This is a genomic window from Shewanella sp. GJ50-10 (assembly GCF_055808815.1).
On sequence record NZ_JBVVSS010000001.1, the window covers coordinates 3391139 to 3413390 of the forward strand.

17 protein-coding genes and 2 pseudogenes are annotated in these 22252 nt (G+C 40.5%); 4 read left to right on the top strand and 15 right to left on the bottom strand.

Annotated elements, in window-relative coordinates; genetic code table 11:
* The first annotated feature begins 173 nt into the window (after positions 1-173).
* Positions 174-431: pseudogene (locus AC0L4E_RS14305) on the top strand (hypothetical protein).
* Here the strand turns inward: AC0L4E_RS14305 and AC0L4E_RS14310 are convergent.
* From AC0L4E_RS14310 to dnaK, 4 genes are all read right to left on the bottom strand, one after another.
* On the bottom strand, positions 367-1164 hold the full coding sequence (locus AC0L4E_RS14310) for a M48 family metallopeptidase (protein ID WP_473679728.1): 798 nt from the start codon (positions 1162-1164) through the stop codon (positions 367-369). The pseudogene AC0L4E_RS14305 and the gene AC0L4E_RS14310 sit on opposite strands and share 65 nt — an antisense overlap.
* Before the next feature lie 127 nt (positions 1165-1291).
* Positions 1292-2524 (bottom strand): DEAD/DEAH box helicase, encoded by a 1233-nt coding sequence (locus AC0L4E_RS14315; protein ID WP_473679729.1) that lies wholly within the window; start codon positions 2522-2524, stop codon positions 1292-1294.
* Positions 2525-2687: 163 nt separating this feature from the next.
* On the bottom strand, positions 2688-3821 hold the full coding sequence (dnaJ, locus tag AC0L4E_RS14320) for a molecular chaperone DnaJ (protein WP_473679730.1): 1134 nt from the start codon (positions 3819-3821) through the stop codon (positions 2688-2690).
* Between the two features lie 87 nt (positions 3822-3908).
* Positions 3909-5828 carry a molecular chaperone DnaK gene (dnaK, locus tag AC0L4E_RS14325; protein ID WP_473679731.1) on the bottom strand — a complete coding sequence of 640 codons (1920 nt, stop codon included), beginning with the start codon at positions 5826-5828 and terminating at the stop codon, positions 3909-3911.
* Positions 5829-6101: 273 nt separating this feature from the next.
* Between dnaK and AC0L4E_RS14330 the strand changes: the two genes are divergently transcribed.
* Both AC0L4E_RS14330 and AC0L4E_RS14335 read left to right on the top strand, forming a co-directional pair.
* Positions 6102-7049, top strand: a complete 948-nt coding sequence (locus AC0L4E_RS14330; protein ID WP_473679732.1) for a DMT family transporter — start codon at positions 6102-6104, stop codon at positions 7047-7049.
* Positions 7050-7485: 436 nt separating this feature from the next.
* Entirely contained in the window at positions 7486-7815 is a 330-nt protein-coding gene (locus AC0L4E_RS14335) for a hypothetical protein (protein ID WP_473679733.1), read from the top strand.
* A gap of 157 nt (positions 7816-7972) precedes the next feature.
* On the opposite strand, the pseudogene AC0L4E_RS14340 reads toward AC0L4E_RS14335, so the two are convergent.
* The 4 genes and pseudogenes from AC0L4E_RS14340 to AC0L4E_RS14355 form a co-directional block, all read right to left on the bottom strand.
* A pseudogene (locus AC0L4E_RS14340) lies at positions 7973-9240 on the bottom strand (glutamate-5-semialdehyde dehydrogenase).
* Positions 9230-10369 carry a glutamate 5-kinase gene (gene proB / locus AC0L4E_RS14345; protein ID WP_473679734.1) on the bottom strand — a complete coding sequence of 380 codons (1140 nt, stop codon included), beginning with the start codon at positions 10367-10369 and terminating at the stop codon, positions 9230-9232. The pseudogene AC0L4E_RS14340 and the gene proB overlap by 11 nt, the downstream one beginning before the upstream one ends.
* A 291-nt stretch (positions 10370-10660) precedes the next feature.
* The gene (locus AC0L4E_RS14350; RefSeq protein WP_473679735.1) at positions 10661-11950 is read right to left on the bottom strand and encodes an NCS2 family permease; all 1290 of its coding nucleotides are present in this window, start codon (positions 11948-11950) and stop codon (positions 10661-10663) included.
* Positions 11951-12793: 843 nt separating this feature from the next.
* A complete protein-coding gene (locus tag AC0L4E_RS14355; protein WP_473679736.1) occupies positions 12794-14326 on the bottom strand; it encodes a M17 family metallopeptidase in 1533 nt (510 codons plus the stop codon).
* Positions 14327-14565: 239 nt separating this feature from the next.
* On the opposite strand from AC0L4E_RS14355, the gene AC0L4E_RS14360 reads away from it, so the two are divergent.
* On the top strand, positions 14566-16026 hold the full coding sequence (locus tag AC0L4E_RS14360; RefSeq protein ID WP_473679737.1) for an aminoacyl-histidine dipeptidase: 1461 nt from the start codon (positions 14566-14568) through the stop codon (positions 16024-16026).
* A 75-nt stretch (positions 16027-16101) separates the two neighbouring features.
* Here AC0L4E_RS14360 and dinB read toward each other — a convergent pair whose 3' ends face one another.
* The 7 genes from dinB to nqrE all read right to left on the bottom strand — a co-directional run bounded on the left by dinB (position 16102) and on the right by nqrE (position 22247).
* Positions 16102-17178, bottom strand: coding sequence for a DNA polymerase IV (gene dinB, locus AC0L4E_RS14365; protein ID WP_473679738.1), 1077 nt, complete (start codon positions 17176-17178; stop codon positions 16102-16104).
* A gap of 347 nt (positions 17179-17525) precedes the next feature.
* Positions 17526-17993: a bacterioferritin gene (bfr, locus tag AC0L4E_RS14370; RefSeq protein ID WP_473679739.1), complete on the bottom strand. Its 468-nt coding sequence runs from the start codon at positions 17991-17993 to the stop codon at positions 17526-17528.
* A 12-nt stretch (positions 17994-18005) separates the two neighbouring features.
* Positions 18006-18476: a bacterioferritin gene (gene bfr / locus AC0L4E_RS14375; RefSeq protein WP_220751761.1), complete on the bottom strand. Its 471-nt coding sequence runs from the start codon at positions 18474-18476 to the stop codon at positions 18006-18008.
* 426 nt (positions 18477-18902) lie between these two features.
* Positions 18903-19124, bottom strand: coding sequence for a (Na+)-NQR maturation NqrM (gene nqrM / locus AC0L4E_RS14380; RefSeq protein WP_055023787.1), 222 nt, complete (start codon positions 19122-19124; stop codon positions 18903-18905).
* 72 nt (positions 19125-19196) lie between these two features.
* The gene (locus AC0L4E_RS14385; protein WP_473679740.1) at positions 19197-20210 is read right to left on the bottom strand and encodes an FAD:protein FMN transferase; all 1014 of its coding nucleotides are present in this window, start codon (positions 20208-20210) and stop codon (positions 19197-19199) included.
* Between the two features lie 134 nt (positions 20211-20344).
* Complete coding sequence (gene nqrF, locus AC0L4E_RS14390; RefSeq protein ID WP_220751764.1) at positions 20345-21592, bottom strand: NADH:ubiquinone reductase (Na(+)-transporting) subunit F; 1248 nt, start codon at positions 21590-21592, stop codon at positions 20345-20347.
* Between the two features lie 46 nt (positions 21593-21638).
* A complete protein-coding gene (gene nqrE / locus AC0L4E_RS14395; RefSeq protein WP_153916808.1) occupies positions 21639-22247 on the bottom strand; it encodes an NADH:ubiquinone reductase (Na(+)-transporting) subunit E in 609 nt (202 codons plus the stop codon).
* Positions 22248-22252: the final 5 nt, after the last annotated feature.

Consider the following 22252-nt stretch of genomic DNA (forward strand, 5'->3'; position numbering starts at 1 on the left):
AACTTATTTACTCTCAATTCATCAGTTAAAATTTGCGGGGCAGTTTAGCACACTTTATAACGCGATGGGCGCTAATCTGCGGTGATAATGACTATTTTTCATTAGGGCTTGTTGATCTTTGCTGGTTGGGTTTTGTTCGAGTTAAAAGCGTTTTAACCGAGGCGGATGGATTGATGCCTAGTCATCTAAGCAAAACTCATCCAACAAAGAGTAAAACGTTGTTAGCTGAACCCTTCGGGCAGCGTTTGTTGGCCATTTTTACTGCGTTATCGACGTTTTATGTAGAATAACTACACCACAAAGTCTCTGCCTTGTATAAATGGCCAACAATTCGCTGCAAAAACAACCTTGAAAGTTCAACAGGCCCTATCCATTTTTACATTGTATTAGTGACTGTTTTTTTGCTGCTTGATATAACGGTGTCACCTTAGCTTGAAGTGCCTTCAAATCTGAAATTCGAGACGAATGCGATGGGTGAGTAGAGAACAACTCAGGTCCTTGTTCGCCGCCTGCTTTCGCCATGTTTTGCCATAAAGTCACGCTCATTGCTGGATTAAAACCCGCTTTGGCCATTAACTCTAAACCTAACTCATCCGCTTCACTTTCTTGGTCTCGGCCAAAAGGCAGTAGAATTCCTACCTGAGTACCAAGGCCTAAACCTGCCATATACAAATCTTTATTAGAAACGCCGCCAGCGCCTAACGCCACATCAGCCAGTTGCATGCCAGTGTTAGTCATTTGAGCCCGTGACACTTGCTCGTTACCATGCCTTGCTAATACATGCGCGACTTCATGGCCAATGACTGTGGCGAGCTGGTCAGGATCATTTGCCACATCTAACAAGCCGGTATACACCCCAATATGCCCACCAGGCAGTGCGAAAGCATTCACCTGCTCAGAGTCAAATAGTACAACTTCCCATTGTAAGGATTGATCTGGTAGTACTGCGGTAATGCGGTTAGCAACACAGTTCACATAGGCTGTTTTTTGCTTATCACTACTGATTTTTTGCTCTTTTTTCATCGCAGTAAATGATTGCGCCCCCATTTCAGTCATTTGATTTTTATCAAATAACAGAACTTGGCTACGGCCTGTAGGTGATTTTGTCGTTGCACAGCCAGCTAATAACACTGGGATCATTAATATCAGCGCTAATTTCTTCATTTTACATCCCTTTAAATAATGACTTGTTAACGGAGTAACTCTATCTATTTACAATATTTTAAACCGTTTCAGTTATTCAATACAGTGAAACAGATGACTTGATTAAGGTAAGTTCGTGAATACAGAATCAGCGAGAGATTCGCTTTTTAGTAAAGTCACGGCTGCTGCGTTTTTTAGCCGTTCGTCTATTAGCCTGTTTATCTTTAGTAGGGCGTGTGCTATTTGGATCTACAGCTTTATCGGTAACGGGATAACCTTCTAACTCACTCAGAGGTAATACCTGAGCCGTTAGCTCCCTAATCGCAGCTAAGCTTTGCATTTCTGCATGGCTGATAAACGATATTGCTTTACCACTTAATCCAGCGCGAGCAGTACGGCCAATTCGATGAACATACACTGAAGCCTGTTCAGGTAATTCAAAGTTAATCACTGCCGGTAATGCTTCAATATGGATCCCACGCGCTAATACATCAGTCGCGACTAATACAGTTAATTGCTTAGCTTTGAATGTTTCAAGGATCTGACTGCGCTGAGCTTGCTCTTTGTTACTATGTAACGATGCAGCATTTATTTTCGCTTTTAGCAGTTTTTTACATAAGGCATCCGCATCGTTTTTGGCATTGACGAACACGACGACCTGAGTCCAATCGTTATGCTTAATCAGTTCAATTATCGCTTTGGCTTTACTGCCTTTATTAATGTGATAAATCGTTTGAGTGATATCTTCAACTGTGGTGTTGACCACATTAGCCTCTACACGAACTGACTTATTGCTCAATATTTGCTGAGTTAATACATTTAATTCATCAGGCATGGTTGCCGAAAATAACAATGTTTGCCTTTTAGGCATCTGAGCAATAAGTGCCTTAATATCTGCGATAAAACCCATTTCTAAAAGTCGGTCGGCTTCATCCAAAACCAAATGCTTTAAATCATCAAACTGCACAATCCCCTGCGTGACCAAAGCAAGTAATCTACCGGGTGTGGCCACAATGACATCGGCACTAGTTGATAAACGCTCCTTTTGCTGTTCAATGTCTTCTCCACCACATACAAGCTCAACCCGAACATTTATTCCAGCTGAAATTTGCGATAACCCATCAGCGACTTGTTTAGCCAGTTCCCTCGTCGGCACGATAATGACGGCAGATAGCCCCGTTAATTGATTTTGACTAATACAATGCAAAATCGGTAAGCCAAAAGCATAGGTCTTACCGCTACCGGTTTGTGCAAGCGCCATGACATCTTGCCCATTTAGCACTTCGGGAATCGATTTTCTTTGTACTTCAGTTGGTTTAACGACTGAAGCAGGCAAAGCATCCACTAGCATTGGGTTAAGCAAAAACGACGAAAACGACATGCAATTTGCACCTAATTGAAGGGATTGAATATGGAGAACTGTTTTGCAATAGTACTCAGTAGAATCATTTTTTAGCAATAAAAAAGGCTGTTTACTTAGTGTAAGCAGCCTTTATATGTGTCAGAAGTTATCAATGTATCGATAACTTAGACGTTTTCGACGATTAACTATTTAAATCGTGAAAGAATTTTTTAACGCCATCGAAGAAACCTTCAGCCTTAGGGCTATGCTTCTTAGATTGACCAGTCAGTGTCGCTTCAAATTCGCGTAATAACTCTTTTTGCTTGTCGTTTAGGTTAACCGGAGTTTCCATAACAACCTTACAAAGCAAATCACCTACAGCATGACTGCGAACTGATTTAACCCCTTTGCCACGCATACGGAACATACGTCCAGTTTGTGTTTCTGCAGGGATCTTCAGGTTCACTTTACCATCAAGTGTTGGTACTTCGATTTCACCACCAAGTGCAGCTTTGCTGAACGAGATAGGTACTTCGCAGTACAGGTTATTACCGTCACGAGTAAAGATGGCGTGTTCACGAACGCTGACTTGAACATATAAATCACCAGGAGGTGCACCAAACTCGCCAGCTTCACCTTCACCTGATAAGCGAATACGGTCACCCGTATCAACACCAGCAGGAATTTTAACTGACAATGTTTTGCTCTTCTCAACGCGACCTTCACCATGACATTTGTTACATGGATCTTTAATGATCTTACCGCGACCATGACAAGTTGGACAGGCTTGTTGAACAGCAAAGAAGCCTTGGCGCATCTGTACTTGGCCTTGACCATGACAGGTGCCACAAGTGGTTGCTGAAGTGCCCTTCTTAGCGCCACTTCCGTCACAGGTATCACATGATGCTAGTGTTGGAATGCGTAACTCTTTTGATAGGCCACGAACAGCTTCTTCAAGCGATAATTCAAGGTTGTAACGTAAGTCACTACCACGAGCCGCTTGACGTTGACCGCCACCACGACGCCCGCCGCCAAAAATATCACCAAACACGTCACCGAAGATATCACCGAAATCACCAGCGCCACCATGACCACCGCCGCCGCGATTAGGATCAACACCAGCATGACCAAATTGGTCATAAGCCGCTTTTTTATTGGCATCGGTTAGAATTTCGTAAGCTTCTTTAACTTCTTTAAAGCTTGCTTCAGCTTCTTCATCACCTGGGTTGCGATCCGGGTGAAACTTCATCGCCAAACGCTTATAGGCTTTTTTGACTTCTCGCTCACTAGCATCGCGACCGACACCAAGAACTTCGTAATAATCTCGCTTTGACATAATCTCAGTTTTCTCAAGCAGGTATTGTACGAACGGGCGTTAGAGATTTCTCCCAACGCCCGCCTGAAAGTTAACTAACTAATTAGCTTACTTTTTGTCGTCTTTTACTTCTTCAAACTCAGCATCAACAACGTCATCTTCAGGCTTAGCTTCTTGAGCATCTTGTGCTGGAGCTTCACCTTGTTGCGCTTGTGCATTCGCTTGAGCAATTTCCATTAATTTAGCTGACGCTTCCATTAATGCTTGAGTTGCTTTATCAATGGCTTCTTTGTCGTTACCTTGAGTAGCAGTATCAACTTCAGCCATTGCAGCTTCAATTTTCTCTTTTTCTTCAGCAGGTAATGCTTCGCCAGCTTCTTCGATTTGCTTCTTAGTCGCGTGAACCATGCCATCAGCTTGGTTACGAGCTTGAACTAGCTCTTCGAATTTAGCATCTTCGTCAGCGTGAGCTTCAGCATCACGTACCATTTGCTCTACTTCTTCGTCGCTTAGACCAGAGTTAGCTTTAATAGTGATGTTTTGCGCTTTACCTGTTTTCTTATCAGTTGCTGATACGTTTAAGATACCATCGGCATCGATATCAAATGCAACTTCAATTTGAGGTTGGCCACGTGGAGCAGGCTCAATACCTTCAAGGTTAAACTGACCTAAAGACTTGTTGTAGCTCGCTTGCTTACGCTCACCTTGAAGTACGTGAATAGTCACAGCACTTTGGTTGTCGTCAGCAGTTGAGAAAACTTGCTGTGCTTTAGTAGGGATAGTGGTGTTTTTCTCGATTAGACGAGTCATCACGCTACCCATAGTTTCGATACCGAAAGAAAGCGGTGTTACGTCAAGTAACAATACATCTTTAACGTCACCAGAAAGTACGCCAGCTTGAATTGCCGCGCCTACTGCAACAGCTTCATCAGGGTTAACGTCTTTACGTGGTTCTTTACCGAAGAAATCAGTTACTGCAGCCTGTACTTTAGGCATGCGAGTTTGACCACCAACAAGAATCACCTCGTTGATATCAGAAACTGATAAGTCAGCATCAGCTAGAGCAACTTTAAGTGGCTCTAAAGAACGTTGGATTAAGTCATCAACTAAAGACTCTAACTTAGCACGAGTGATTTTAACCACTAAATGCTTAGGACCTGTTGCATCAGCAGTGATGTAAGGCAGGTTAACTTCAGTTTGAGTTGTGCTTGAAAGTTCAATTTTCGCTTTTTCTGCAGCTTCTTTAACACGTTGCATTGCTAGCGGGTCGTTACGTAGGTCTAAACCTTGCTCTTTTTTGAACTCATCAGCTAAATAGTTGATTAGACGGTTATCGAAATCTTCACCACCTAAGTGAGTGTCGCCGTTAGTCGCAAGTACTTCGAAAGTTTGGTCGCCATCGTTGCTATCGATTTCAATGATAGAGATATCGAAAGTACCACCACCTAAATCGTATACAGCAACAACATTGTCGCCTTGCTTCTTATCGATACCGTAAGCTAATGCAGCAGCAGTTGGTTCGTTGATGATACGTTTAACATCAAGACCAGCAATACGACCAGCATCTTTAGTTGCTTGACGTTGTGAATCGTTAAAGTAAGCAGGAACAGTAATAACTGCTTCAGTTACTTCTTCACCTAAAAAGTCTTCTGCAGTCTTTTTCATCTTTTTCAAGATTTCAGCAGATACTTGTGGTGGAGCCATTTTCTTACCGTGTGCTTCAACCCATGCATCACCATTGTCAGTACCAATGATTTTGAAAGGCATGATGTCAACATCACGTTGAACTTCGTCATCTTTAAAACGACGACCGATTAAACGCTTAATCGCGAAGAAAGTGTTAGTTGGGTTGGTAACAGCTTGACGTTTAGCTGGTGAACCCACCAATGTTTCATCTTCAGTGTATGCGATGATAGATGATGTAGTACGTTCGCCTTCAGCGTTCTCAATTACGCGAGCTTTGTCGCCATCAAGGACAGCAACACAAGAGTTCGTTGTGCCTAAGTCAATACCAATAATTTTGCCCATGAGGATCTCCGAAATATAAAATTTTAGTGTTTCTAAATTTGCTTATGGTTGTTGATATGGGGTCAGGGTTTGAAATTTCAAGTCCTAATTTTTAGCCTCTCATATCAGCCTTACTGCATATATTGGGACAGCGATCAGAATTACAAGGGCTAGATCGTAAATTTATTAAAAATATCTTAAGCAAATAGCAATTAAATAGTGCGTTCATTTTGCATATTGCATACAATCCTGACAATTATCTCGCCTGCGTATTATTTTCAAATAGGAAAGACATTGTCGAACACTACTCTTGCTTACATTTATGGCCTTTTGGCTGTATTACTGTGGTCGACTGTCGCCACTGCATTTAAAATTGCACTAGGTTATTTCACTCCACTGCAACTGGTTTTTGTGGCAGTCATTACCTCTATTTTTGCGTTAAGTATGATCGTAATAGCCCAAGGTCATTTTGGTTTAATCGCTAAACAATTTATCAAACGACCGCTTTTTTATTTATTCACAGGTCTATTAAATCCGTTTTTATACTATTACGTATTATTTGAAGCCTATGACTTGCTGCCCGCTCAGCAAGCATTGTCACTTAATTATACTTGGGCAATATTACTGCCAATTTTAGCGGTGCCTTTACTGGGTCATAAACTGACTAAAGTCGATGTAATGGCGGCCATTATTGCTTATAGCGGCGTTTACGTTATTGCTAGCGGCGGTAATCTCACCAGTTTTAACTTTGATAGCCCAACAGGCATCGCGTTTGTATTAAGCAGTACGGTGATCTGGTGTTTATATTGGGTGATTAATACTAAAGATGATGGCGATGCAATTGTCAGTCTATTACTGAGTTTTCTCATTGGCTTGCCGTTTGTTACAGCTGCAATGATGCTGCATCAACCCATTGAAGCAATAAGCTGGTCAGCACTGGCAGCTGGTATGTATGTAGGTCTTTTTGAAATGGGCTTAACTTTCGTACTATGGTTAATGGCACTAAAAACCACCAATAAAACTTCGAATATCACCACACTGGTATTCTTAACGCCGGTACTATCTGTTGGTTTAATCTCAGTGATATTAAAAGAGCAAATCACCGTAAGTACATACATTGGCTTATGTTTCATTTTAACGGGTTTAATATTGCAAAAAGCGCTACCTAAACTAATTAATAAACCTATGCCTATTCTATTACATAAGCTTATGCATAAGTTTATGCCTAAAATTAAGCAATAAAATCAGCAGCTAATTGGTAATTACACGATGTTTGTACTTAACGCTATTTAGTAACTAGTCTTATTAGGGCCTGTTGATCTTTCAAGGTTGTTTTTGCAGCGAATTGTTGGCCATTTATACAAGGTAGAGACTTTGTGGTGTAGTTATTCTACATAAAAAGTCGATAACGCAGTAAAAATGGCCAACAAACGCTGCCCAAAGGGTTCGACTAAAAGCGTTTTACTCTTTGTTGGATGAATTTTGCTTAGATGACTAGGCATCAATCCATCCGCCTCAATTAAAACGCTTTTATTTCGAACAAAACGTAACCAGCAAAGATCAACAGGCCCTAATATCTGGCTATATTTAGTACTAACCTTAACAAGCTGGTTGTCAGCTAGCTTATTAGTTGTTATTAATATGTTACATGCAAATAGTGGAGATACTGGCAATGGGAATGCCGCGGTGGAATTTTAGTGACACTGTCGAAACAAGGATCCGTATTACCAGTTTATTAATAACGGTATGCATCATGGTATTTGAGTATTTTTATGGTGATAGCTCAACTCAATACCCAGCTATGTATATCTGCGTTTTTATTTTTCCTGCTGTCTATTTTAATAACCGCATTCAGTCTAAATACTTTCCATTCATGAAAGAGTATGTCCAAGCTACTCGTATTGCCGCGATCATCATGACATTAAGCAGTTTTGGAGTTTGGTGCTACGCCACCTACTTACGCTTAACAATTCCAGCCATGCCGAGCCACCTTATTTATACCCAATAGTTGGTTGTTAGTTCGTCGTTAAGTATCTAAACATAGGCAAAATCTTTACTACTATTTCAACTCCTTAAACCGTAAAAACAAAAAAAGCACCGAAGTGCTTTTTATTGTGACAGCTTTGCATGATGGGCTTTGCGAGCTAAATAGCTAACTCGGCACATTAACTGCGAGCAGTATAATCGCCAGTAGCCAACCACTTATAGGTAGTTAATGCATCCAGTGCCATTGGCCCGCGAGCGTGTAGTTTTTGGGTACTTACAGCAACCTCTGCCCCTAAACCAAACTGAGAGCCATCGGTGAAACGAGTACTGGCGTTAACATAAACGGCAGCTGAATCCACTTGATTCATAAAGTGACACGTTGCATTAATATCGTCAGACAAAATAGCTTCAGAGTGACCACTAGAATGCTTACGAATATGCTCAATGGCGATATCAATATCAGAAACCACTTTCACACCTAATGTTAATGACAACCATTCAGTCGAATAGCTTTCATCAGTAGCTGAATAAATTTCAAAAGCTTCAGTATCAACCAAAGCTTTGGTTTTATCACAAGTATAAAAGCTAACGCCAAGTGCCGACATTTGTGCAAATAACTTCGGTAAGAACTCAGCGGCTACAGCTTCGTGAACCAATAAAGTATCAAGCGCATTACATACGGTAGGACGCTGCACTTTAGCATTAATAATCACTTCAGCACTGCGGCTAAGATCTGCCATTTTATCAAGGTACAAATGACAAATCCCAATGCCACCTAAAATTACAGGAATACTGGCTTTCTCGGCACATAAACGCTGTAATGTTTGACCGCCACGAGGAATAATCATATCTACATATTGATCTAAGGTCAGCAAACCTGTGACTAATTCTCTATCCGTTGAATTAATTAGTTGTACTGCATTTTCAGGTAAACCTTGTAGCGTTAATGCTTTGCGGATCACGTCACTTAATACTTGATTAGAAGTCAGTGTTTCTTTACCACCACGCAAAATAACCGCGTTACCGGTTTTTAATGCAAGAACCGCAATATCAACAGTCACATTAGGGCGCGCTTCATAAATCACCCCAACGACACCGAGTGGCACACGACGTTGAGTTAATCGCAAACCGTTGTCTAATAACTGACTCGCAGATTCACTCCCTACGGGATCGGCAAGGTTAATCACATTGTCGATATCAGCAATAATGCCGTTTAACCTTTCATTATCCAGTAACAAGCGATCAATCATGGCATCGGTTAAGCCATTGTCTTTAGCTGCAGCGACATCTTTGGCATTAGCAGCAAGGATAGAGTCACTGTTAAGCGATAGCTGCTCACTAATACAATGTAATAATTCAGATTTTTTTGACTAGATAAATTAGCCAAGGCAAAGCTTGCTGCCTTTGCCTGCTTGCCTAATGTTTGTAAATATTCTTTATGAGGCATGTTTGCTTCCCTTAAATTGTTCGCAATCTAATAACACCATATCGTTACGGTGGATTATAGAAGCGCCATAGTCATAACCAATTAATTCTTCAATTTCGTTTGAGTGCTTACCGGCAATGATCACCATGGCACGTGAGCAATAGCGGGTTAAGCCCTTTGCTATGACATTGCCTGATTGATCGGTTAATAACACAATGGCACCACGTTCGAATTCGCCTTCAACGCTTACTATGCCTTTTGATAATAAACTGCTTCCAGTTTCAACAACCGCATGACATGCGCCGTCATCTAGTACAAATCGCCCTTCTGTCGCAGGTCCGACTAAAATCCACTGTTTGCGGTAACTTAATGGATTTTTGATCGCGCTAAAATGGGTGCCTATAGCTTCTTTATTGGCAATTTTTGTAATGACATCTGGGTGATGACCTGAAGCAATAACCACTTCAACACCCGCTCTTTTAGCAATGTCAGCAGCTTCTAATTTTGTCGCCATCCCGCCAGTACCTAGCCCAGATACCGCGCCGCCAGCTAACTGACGTAAATTATCATCAATGGTGGCAACGTTAGAGATTAATTTGGCATTAGGGTTCGATCTCGGGTCTGCATCGAATAAGCCTTTTTGATCCGTCAGTAGCACTAATAAATCAGCTTCACATAGCAATGCGGCTCTGGCAGATAAATTATCATTATCGCCCACTTTAATCTCATTAGTGGCGACTGCATCATTTTCATTAATGATTGGAATAATGTTGTTTTGCAACAGGACATTAATCGTATCGCCTGCATTCATGTAGCGCTCAAGATCATGCAAGTCAGCACCAGTTAATAGCAACTGCCCTACATGCAAACCATAAATACTAAAGACTTCACTCCAAGCAAGAATTAACTGACTTTGACCCACTGCGGCGAGTAGTTGTTTGTGGGGCATGTCATCGGGGAGTTCGGGGTACTGCAGGTGCTCACGACCAGCTGCAATTGCACCAGAAGTACAAAGAACAACTTCAAAACCTGAACGCACTAACAAAGACATTTGTCTTGCTAGTTCAACCATATGTGCTTTATCAAGTTTATTACTACCTGATGTGAGCACGCTGGTGCCTAATTTTATTACTACCCGCTGGTAAGACATTTGGTACCTTTCCAAACAAACATTTTAATGGAAGATTTTTATACCTAATTAGACCAAAGAATAATAGCTATCCTTGGTAATGTTAAATGAAATTCATGACTTAATTTATGATTCTGCACAAAAAAGGGCTATGCAATGCATAACCCTTAACAAATATTTAATAACTCACTTTATTTTAGCTTACATCTTTTAATTAACAAAACCTTTAAAAATGGGCCTTATAAATAAAGTCACAATATATCACTGCATTCAAAACACTAAACTTTAACCAAAAACAAACAAGTTGCATCATTAACCGTATATGAATTTGACTAAAAATAATGCAGCAATAAATACAATACCAAGGTTAAGATCTTTAAAGCGCCCAGTAAGCAGTTTAATCACGGCATAAGAAATAAAACCAAAACCAATTGCATTGGCAATTGAAAAGGTTAATGGCATCAGTAAACACACAATCACTACCGGTGCCGCTTCTGTTAAATCTTCCCATTCAACATTGACTAACCCAGACATCATTAAAATTGCCACATAAAACAGCGCGCCACTGGTTGCGTAAGCTGGCACCATTCCCGCAAGCGGGGCGAAAAATAGCGCTAGCAGAAATAAAATCCCCACAACCACTGCCGTTAAACCCGTTCGGCCACCGGCACTAACACCTGCTGTACTTTCGATATAACTGGTTGTTGTAGAAGTACCTAAACTTGCCCCTGCAATTGTTGCCAAACTGTCCGCACTTAACGCGCGCTTCACTCTTGGTAAGCGACCTTGCTCATCAAGGAATCCACCACGTTGAGCCACAGCAACCAATGTGCCTGAGGTATCAAATAAATCAACAAACAAAAAGGCAAATATCACTGAAATCATGCTGATTTCTAATACGCTCGATAAGTCCATTTTCATAAACGTCGGCGCTATAGAAGGCGGCATCGACACCACACCAGTGTATGCGACATCACCAAACATCAGTCCTAATGCAGTCACTATAAAGATACTTAAAATAACAGCAGCTTTAAGACCACGTTGCACCATAGCAATAATTAAGAAGAAACCTAATGCAGCCATTACTGCTGGGAACGAAGTAATATCGCCCATGGTAACCAGTGTTGCAGGGCTAGCAACAACAATACCCGCAGCTTTTAAGCCGATAAAAGCAAGAAATAAACCAATACCCGCAGCAATTCCCAAACGTAAACTCATTGGAATACTATTGACGATCCATTCTCTAATTTTGACTAAAGATAAGATTAAAAAACAAATACCAGACATGAATACCGCACCCAGTGCGGTTTCCCAGCTATAACCCATTTCACCAACAACGGTATAGGTAAAGAATGCGTTTAATCCCATACCTGGTGCTAATGCAATTGGATAATTAGCCACAAACCCCATGACTAAACAACCCACCGCCGCAGCTAAACAAGTCGCAACAAATACTGCACCTTGATCCATGCCTGCATCCGCTAGCATCATCGGATTCACAAAAATGATATATGCCATGGTTAAAAAAGTCGTAATACCCGCAATCACTTCTTGTTTTAAATTTGACTGGTTTTCTTTGAGTTTGAACAGTTTCTCTAACATGAAACTTAAATCCTTGAAAAAGGGAATTGAACGAATGTGGGTCAATCTTATTTAGCCTCTTCAAAAGTGCAGAAGAATGAAAAAGATGACATTTTTATGACGAGGATTATAGGTATTTATATGGCGTATAGCCATATTCACAATATAAACACTCATATTCGCTAGCAAGACAATTTAATCGTTTGATTCGCTTGAGTTCGTGATAGAGAGGCAAAAAAAAGCCTACTCAATGAGTAGGCTGACAAGTTAACAAGTTTTCCGGTATGGGGATGGGAAAACTGAATCACAATAAAGTGATAAAACTTCATAATAAACTAGCAATAGAGAACTAGCTTACTGTTGTCTAAGATCGCCGTGAGGCGACAGAAAAAAGGGTTGATACGGGTAAAACTACAATCAAGGATGGGTTAGCCCTTGAAGGTCATGGCATATAAACCACCAGATAAAGCATCAGAACTTAACCAAGTGTTTTGCCAATAAATATATTGATTGCCTGTATAAGACATAGTAAATACTCCAAATAAAGTTGTTTAAAACCTAGTCTTGCTGGGCTCGGTTCCTTGGAACTTACTTTTCTCAATCCATTGAGACAACTTACTTACTCGATTCCTTGGAGACTTTATCCTTCCTGGATGAACTAGAATTGAAAAGCACCGTGCTCTTCAACGAGATTAATAATACCAAAATGTAATTTTATTACAAGTATTATTTAAAAATAATTTTAAAACAGCCAAAAAAGAAACTAAATTACATTTGTATGACTATAAAAATACAAGCGGCTTTGTTACTTACGCAACAAAGCCACTATATATGGTGCTAGGTTAAACTTTAAGCTACTACAAATTAGATTATTGCATTTTGTAATAAAGTTACCAATGGTGATGCGGTAGGTTTACCGTATAAAGGATGACCTTCTGTGGCACTACCTGCAATATCAATATGCGCAAAAGGGAGAGGTGTTTGCGATTGAGTGCCATGCTCAGCTAAACCCGATGCATTAATCAAAAATGCAGCAGGATATTGATGTCCTCGGGCAGTAATAGCTGATGGTCCGTTATTCGATGACAATAACTCACCTAGTCCAGATATATTGTTTACTTTAGCAAAGTCATCATGACGCAGGCGAGAAAGCTCAACCGACTCCCCCCATTGATCTGCAATTGCCGCAATGCCTTCACCAATCCCCATCTGCTTTGACACCGCATTTTCAACTACTGCTGTATAACCGCCATAACAGCGCACTACATGACCTGTTAATGTAGCAACAGAAAACAGTTGCGGATTCACAGCTGATATCGCCTTTAATCTTAAATGCGATAATAAGTCCGCTAACACTAAACGCCCTTCAGCATCAGTGTTACCAATTCTGACGCGAACACCTGCATGACTATTAATAATTTCATCAGGTACGAATGCATCACTACCAATACTGTTTCTAACCAAACCAAGCTCAGCAATAACGCGGATACCTTTAGGCTTTAAAATAGATAAGGTTTTCATTAGTCCAGCAACAGCGGCTGCACCGCCTTTATCTCGGCTCATGCCTGCCATACCGCCAGCAACCTTAATATCTGCACCGCCTGTATCGTAGATCACACCTTTTCCTGCAAATAAGAAGGTTTTTTCAATTTCACCTTCTGATGCATATTCAATTTTAACGACTCGAGGTTGATGCCTTGGAACACAAAATGATGCCCGTCCCACTGCGCACAATAGAGGATAGTCACGCTCAAGCTCTTCTTGCTCTTCAATAACAGAGACACTCAAACCGCTGCCTTCAAAAGCATCAACGCAATAATCAGCAAATGCTGGTGCAGCCATTCTTTCAGGCTCAGTCCCACATAAGTCACGCGCAAGTACTTTACCGCTTTCGACTGCATTGAGTAGCTCACTACAAGATTCAGTCACCAATAAACCAATATTAACCATTGCGGGTTTCGTTTGCTCAGCTTCACGATACTCAAGTGATTGCCAAAGTTCTTGGCCACAAGCTAATGCAGAGACTTGTTTGGCATATTGATAACGAGCATCACTATGCTCACTGACTACAAGTAAAGGTTTAACTGCACCAGCGGCTTTGGCTATAGCGATACCTTCTCGAGCGGCTTTAGCAAATACGGTCACATCACTATATTCGTTTTCAGCATTGATCACTGGCGATACAATTAAACGACCGCCAGCTAGTCCTGGGGCTAATAATAATGTCGCACTGCGTCCAATGCGTTGGTCAATTTGTTTAGCATGATTGGCGAGTAGCTTAATTTCATTCTGCGCTACATTGTCTAAATCAGAAGCTACAACAATCACGGCATCCCAGCCATGTCCTTCAAAAATTGCTTCATCATTTTGAACGTCTACTAGATCCACTTGAAACATGAGCCTTCCTTTTTAGTATTTTTTATTAAGGTATGAACAGTCTGCATTTGAACAATAAATAATAGCGACTAACCATCATCAAAGTATATAAATTTAAAACCCTATGAGGGTTAATATTTATTTACATATATTTGATAAAGAGCAAACAATCAAATGGCCACAGATCACAGTCAAACTTGCCTGATATGCTAGACTGTTGACCATCTATTCCCACCTCAAAAACAAATAAGGGAGTCTTCGTGACAGCGATCAATCAATTATATCCTCAGCCTCTATGGCAATGGTTTGAACAGATTTGTTCAATTCCGCATCCTTCGAAATTCGAACAAGCTTTAAGTGAACATATTCAACAATGGGCTAAGTCAAAAAACTTAAGTATTGTCGAAGACAAAGTGGGTAACCTGATCATTAAAAAGCCTGCTTTTCCAGGCATGGAAGATCGTAAGGTTGTGGTACTTCAAGCGCACATTGATATGGTGCCGCAAAAAAACGCTGACAAAGAACATGATTTTGAGAAAGATCCCATTGAAGCATACGTTGATGGCGAATGGGTTAAAGCCAATGGCACAACCTTAGGCTCTGATAATGGTATTGGTATGGCATCAGCCTTAGCTGTGCTTGGTGCAGATGATATCAAACATGGCCCATTAGAAGTGCTACTGACCATTGATGAAGAAGCCGGTATGACTGGAGCTTTCGGTCTTGAAGCTGGCATGTTGGATGCGGATATTTTGATTAATACCGATTCAGAACAAGAAGGCGAAATCTACATGGGTTGTGCTGGCGGTGTTGACGCTCAGTTGAGCGTGCCGATGTCTTGGCAAGCACCTGAGCAAACCAATGCAAGCTTTAGCTTGACCTTATCAGGGCTTAAAGGTGGTCACTCTGGCGTGAACATCCATTTAGGTCGCGGTAATGCCAATAAGTTACTTGCCCGCTTCTTATTTAGCTACGCTGACGACCTTGCTCTAGAGCTGGTTAATTTCACTGGCGGTTCACTACGTAATGCCATTCCGCGTGAAGCCAGCATTAGCTTTATGTTACCAAGTGACAACCAAGCAAAGCTTGAGCAAGCGATAAGTGAGTTCCAAGCAATTGTACGCGCAGAATTATCGATTGCCGATCCAGATATGCTGCTCACACTTGCAGCAGTAGATGCGCCAGAAAAAGTCATGAGTGAAGATGCGCAAAACACCTTAGTTGATTTGCTCCACGCATGCCCTAATGGCGTAATGCGCATGAGTGATGAAGTTGAAGGCGTAACTGAAACATCGTTAAATGTTGGTGTTATCAGCACTGAAAATGAATCAGTTGAAGTCTTATGTCTAATTCGTTCGTTAATCGACTCAGGACGGGTTGAGATTGAAACCCAACTGACCGCACTTGCTAACCTTTCAGGTGCAAGTATCGAATTATCGGGCGCCTACCCTGGTTGGAAACCTGACAATAACTCACCTGTCATGGCTATTGTTCGTGATACTTATAATGATATTTATAAGAAAGACCCAACTATCATGGTTATTCACGCAGGTCTTGAGTGTGGATTGTTTAAAGAGCCATATCCAACAATGGACATGGTTTCTATTGGTCCAACTATTCGTTACCCACACAGCCCTGATGAAATGGTTAACATCACCACTGTTGGTCAATACTGGGAGCTACTATTAGCTGTACTTGAACGTATCCCAGCAAAAGGCTAGTTACCAATTAGCACTCAAATAAAAGGCTGCCAATGGGCAGCCTTTTTTATCAGTAAACTATCAGTAATCTTCACCTTAAAAGTTTAAGTCTAATTGCTCACTACTGCGTGACTGCTCATCATTTTGAGCCACAATATCAGCAAGCCCTACAGAAACACCTACCAAACGAATCCCCCTGCCATTAGCTCGCTCTAATGCTTGTGTCAGCAGTTCTTGAAATAGGTTAACCGAAATCTCATCACTGCGATGCTCAATTGTAGTTTGTTTAAAATCATTAAACTTAAGCTTCACCACTTGTTTATGGATCTGTCTGTCTTTAGCACTTCGGTGCACCCTAGCAATCAATTCTTGAATAAGTTGTGGCATGACATTATTACATTGCTCGAGGGTGAAAATGTCTTGTGCAAGTGTGGTTTCAACACCCACTGATTTACGAATTCTATTTGGACTAATCAATCGATTATCAATACCTTGTGAACGCTCTATTAAAACACGGCCAAACTTACCAAATGCTGTAATTAACTTATCATTTGGGTACTGCTGCACATCGGCACATGTATTCAGTCCTAAAGCAGCTAACTTAGCCGAGGTCACTTTGCCTACACCTGGAATTTTGTTTAATGTCAGAGGCTTTACAAAATCTGCGATGGCATCAGGCGGGATAACATACTGGCCGTTAGGTTTATTTAAATCAGACGCTATCTTAGCTAAGAACTTTATCGAAGCGACTCCCGCCGATGCAGTTAAGCCTGTCAGTTCAAATATCTCTTTACGAATCGCCTCTGCAATTAATGTTGCACTGCCCTTACATGCTTCACAGTCGGTGACATCAAGATAAGCCTCATCTAAAGACAGTGGTTCAACTAAGTCAGTATAGCGATGAAAAATTTCACGAATTTGCACAGAGACAGACTTGTATACATCCATCCGACCGGGCACTAAAGTAAGATTTGGACACAACTTAAGTGCATGATAACTCGACATGGCAGAGCGCACTCCAAATTCACGCGCTTCATAATTACAGGTACTGATGACACCTCTGCGATCGCTTCTCCCACCCACGGCCAAAGGCTTGCCACGCAGTTCAGGAAAATCCCGCATTTCAACTGCGGCAAAATAACAATCCATATCAATATGAATGATTTTTCGCATAGTAGAGGTCATTGTTAATCAACTTCAAAGGTGAGTGAGTTGTTCAGTCCAGACAACATGATTACAAAAGGCATCACTAACATCTGTTGCAGTTTAAGTTAGGAGCTTATTTTTAAATAATAACTAAAACAGAAAACCATGTACACAAACACTGTATATAAAAACAGTACTAACGTTTGCTCTGATCTTTGAGAAAAGTTTAAACATGAGCAACAGCCTTTTAAGCTGTTGTCTATTTATTAAAGCCAATCAATAGGCTGAACGCTGAGAAAGCAAAATGACTAAAAATAAAAAAACCCAAGCTGTTATAAACAGTTGGGCTTTGGCATTAAAATGTGTAAAACAAATTACATTTTAGTTTGTAGGTAGTTTTGTAAGCCTACACGGTCAATTAAGCGAATTTGTTTTTCTAACCAGTACATGTGGTCTGATTCGGTATCATCAAGTAGTACTTCTAAGATTTCGCGAGTTTGGAAGTCTTCTTTGGCTTCACAAAGTGCAATCACTTCACGAAGATGATCTGCAACTGCATATTCGTAGTTCAAGTCATTCTTCATCATTTCTTCAACATCTTTACCGATGTTTAATGCTTCACGGCTAGCAACATCAGGCGTTCCTTCAAGGAACAAAATACGTTGGACAAGTTTAGCTGCGTGGGCTTTTTCATCGTCAGACTCATGAAGAATACGCGTGTATAGTTCGTCAAATCCCCAATCTTCATACATGTGAGCATGTACAAAATACTGGTCCATAGCCGACAATTCACCGGTTAATAGTGCGTTAAGCGCTGCAATAACTTCTGGATTACCTTTCATGTTAATTTCCTATTAATCTTTAATTTGTGATTGAAGGTAGTTTTGAATACCTGTTTGATTGATTAACTCTTTTTGAGACTCAATCCAATCTAGGTGCTCTTCTTCATCTTCGAGTAAATCTTCTAATAAGTCGCGGCTGACATAATCGCGCTCTGCTTCACACAGTTTGATAGTTTCACGCAATACCACTAACTGTTCAGTTAGCGCTTGCTCATCACAATCAAGCATTTCTTCACAGTGCTCACCAATACGCAATTTGTCTAACTGTTGAAGGTTAGGCAGGCCTTCCAAAAACAATACACGCTCAATTAACTTGTCAGCATGTTTCATGTCTTGAATCGACTTTTTGTATTCTTTTTCATTAAGGTTTTCTAAACCCCAATGCTTAAACATGCGCGCATGTAAGAAATATTGGTTAATTGCAGTTAACTCACAAGTCAGCACACGGTTTAGCTGACTAATTACTTTTGGATGGCCTTTCATGATTTTGTCCTTTAAATGCAAGATTGATCTGGATCAATTTCCAACAGAATAGTACATACGCTTACGAAACACAAATACCCTTTAAAATCATAAACTTATTTATTGATAATCATTATCATTATAACTTAGGTTATTAACTAGGTTCATAAATTCGCATTGCTAACTATTTTCAATAGAATCACGCCTCTATGGAAAAACGTCAATAATCAAACATGCTTTAAATCACAAAAATCAGTGAAATTGTTAATTAAAAACACCTCAAAATAGTTTTGTAAATTTTGTATCTCACTGCATAGTTATTTGCTGAAACAAAAAATCCAGATAAGCAAATGCTCATCTGGACTTCATTTTGACACCCTCTTGTTAAAGAAAGTCCTTATAGATTTTTTCGCTAGTTCACCATGCCAATAACATGGCTAAAAGTGATTAAATGATGCGATTTTGATTTAGCTTAGCTTCTCGCTCAGACTCAGCCATACGGCGTTTACGTTTATCACATGGGTCATCACAATCACAGGCTTTTTCAATACCTAATACACCTAAACCACCACAGCTGCCTTCAACTGCTTTTCTCTTGATGATATAGCCAACAGACATCAATAGAAAAAATAATAACAACACAACGAACGCTGCAATAAAGGTACTCATAATGTTCTCCAACTTTTTCTTCTAATCTGGAAATATCGCTTAATGAAATTCATCGTCTCAATCATGTCGCATTTATTGAATGTATGGTGCAAATGCTTCACTGTAAAACACATCGTAATCTTCGCCATCTTTTTCAATCAGCATCACTGGTAAGTGCTGATCGTGTGCCAAAGCTAATGAAGCTTCAGTACCTAATACCATCATAGCAGTCGCATATGCATCAGCAGTCATACTGCTAGGGTGTAAGACAGTAACAGAAGCAAGCTTATGCTTAATTGGGTACCCGGTGCGAGGATCAATTAAATGCGAAAAGCGTTCGCCATTTTCTTCGTAATAAATTCGATAGTCACCCGATGTTGCCAGCGCCATGTTTCCTGGTTCAACAACTTGTTGAATCGACGCCCCTTCTGTTGAAGGTTTTTCAACAGCGATACGCCAAGGCGCACCATCATCTTTAACGCCTTTAACGCTGATTTCACCACCGATTTCGACTAAGTAACCTTCTACTTGGTACTTATCTAATAAGTTCGCTATTTTATCGACACCATAGCCTTTGGCTAATGATGATAAATCGACATATAAATCAGGGTTAGTTTTAGTCAGTTTTAACCCATTAATAGTAAAACCATTAATATCGGCTTTGGCTTTCACTCTTTCAATGGTTTCTGCGCTTGGTATTTCAGTTGGGCGTTTATCTGGCCCAAACCCCCATAAATTGACTAATGGACCTAGGGTAATATCAAGTGCGCCATCAGTAACATCATAGAGTCGTAACCCTTCTTTGAAGACTTCTATCGTATCTTCTGAAACGGTAATACTTTGATTAATTCCAAGCTGATTAAATTTTGATAATTCAGATCTCGGCCTATAAGTCGACATTTGATCATTCACCAACTCAAGCGCAATATCGATTTCTGCTTGCAGTAATTGTGTCGTTGGTAAACGGTCATTACGTACCACTTTAATATGGTAAGTAGTGCCCATCGTTTTTCCAGCAAGTGACACAATTTTATCTTCAGTTCCACAAGCTGTTAGGAATAATAAAACAAGGGATACAGCAATCGATTTTATAGCAATCTTTATCATTTCAAACTTCAAATTAGTAATATCTAAAATAAAAAATTGCAGCTTACTAACTAGAGTGACCTCCGTGTCAGCGAGCTGCAATTTATGACGTTCAATGTCTTTTGGGTAATTGCTAATCTTTAAGGATTAACGCATTAGCCACCAAAGTCATCGAGTAAGATGTTTTCATCTTCAACACCTAAGTCTTTAAGCATACCGATTACGGCAGCATTCATCATCGGAGGTCCACACATGTAGAACTCACAATCTTCTGGTGCATCATGGTCACGTAAGTAGTTTTCGTACAATACGTTATGAATGAAACCAGTGTAGCCATCCCAGTTATCTTCTTCTTGCGGATCAGATAATGCAACATGCCACTCAAAGTTTTCATTGGTTGATGCTAAACCGTCAAAATCTTCAACATAGAACATTTCACGCTTAGAACGAGCACCATACCAGAAACTCATCTTACGCTTAGAGTTAAGACGCTTAAGTTGATCGAAGATGTGCGAACGCATCGGCGCCATACCAGCACCACCACCAACGAATACCATTTCAGCATCAGTTTCTTTAGCGAAGAACTCACCAAATGGACCAGAGATAGTGACTTTGTCACCTTCTTTTAGGCTCCAGATGTACGATGACATTTTACCACAAGGTAAGGTCAAATTACGTGGCGGTGGCGTAGCAATACGCACGTTCAACATAATGATACCAAATTCTTCTGGATAGTTTGCCATTGAATATGCACGAATTGTTTCTTCATCAACTTTTGATTCTAAGTTGAAGAAGCCAAAGTGCTCCCAGTCGCCACGGTATTCTGCAGGTACATCAAAATCTGCATATTTAACATGGTGAGCTGGTGCTTCAATCTGAATGTAACCACCGGCGCGGAAAGGTACAGATTCATCACCAGGAATTTGCAGCTTAAGTTCTTTAATGAACGTTGCTTTGTTATCGTTTGAGATAACTTCACATTCCCATTTCTTGATGCCGAAAATTTCTTCATCAAGTTCAATGTCCATATCAGTTTTAACGTTAACCTGACAGGCTAAACGACAACCCTGACGAGCTTCACCTTTGCTAATATGATCAAGTTCGGTAGGTAGAATATCACCACCACCAGACTTAATGTTAACGCGACACTGACCACATGAGCCACCGCCACCACAGGCACTTGATACGAAAATACCATTATCTGCTAACGCACCTAATAGTTTATTACCCGCACCTGTTTTAATTGCTTTATCGCTATCATCATTGATTGAGATAGTGATATCACCGCTAGCGACTAACTTAGATTTAGCGAATAAAATCACTAAAACTAAAATCAGTACGATGGCGGTAAACATACTCACACCTAGATAAACATCTATTGGAGTAGCGTTAAGAATATCCATTAACTTTATCCTTTAAGGTTCAAATTAATACGTCGTAAGGTCTCTCTTAAAGAGATACACCTGAGAACGACATGAAACCTAGCGCCATCAAGCCAGAAGTGATGAAGGTAATACCTAAACCACGTAAGCCTTTTGGAACATCAGAATACTTCATTTTCTCGCGAAGACCAGCTAGCAATACGATTGCTAAAGCCCAACCAATACCAGAGCCAATACCGAATACTAAACTCTCGCCAAGGTTGTAATCACGCTCAACCATGAATGAAACTGCACCAAAAATCGCACAGTTTACGGTGATCAATGGTAAGAAAATACCTAACGCGTTATACAAAGGTGGGAAATACTTATCTAACGCCATTTCCAAAATTTGCACTAAAGCAGCGATAACACCGATGAAGGTAATGAACTTCAAGAAGCTCAAATCTGCATCAGGAACACCAGCCCAAGCAAGCGCGCCTGGTGCTAATAATCCTTGGTAGATGATTTGGTTAACTGGTACAGCAATGGCAAGAACCACAATTACTGCTACACCAAGGCCCATCGCTGTGGTGACTTTCTTAGACACAGCTAAGAAAGTACACATACCCAAGAAGAAGGCTAATGCCATGTTCTCAATGAATATCGAACGAATTAACAGACTAATATAATGTTCCATTGCGC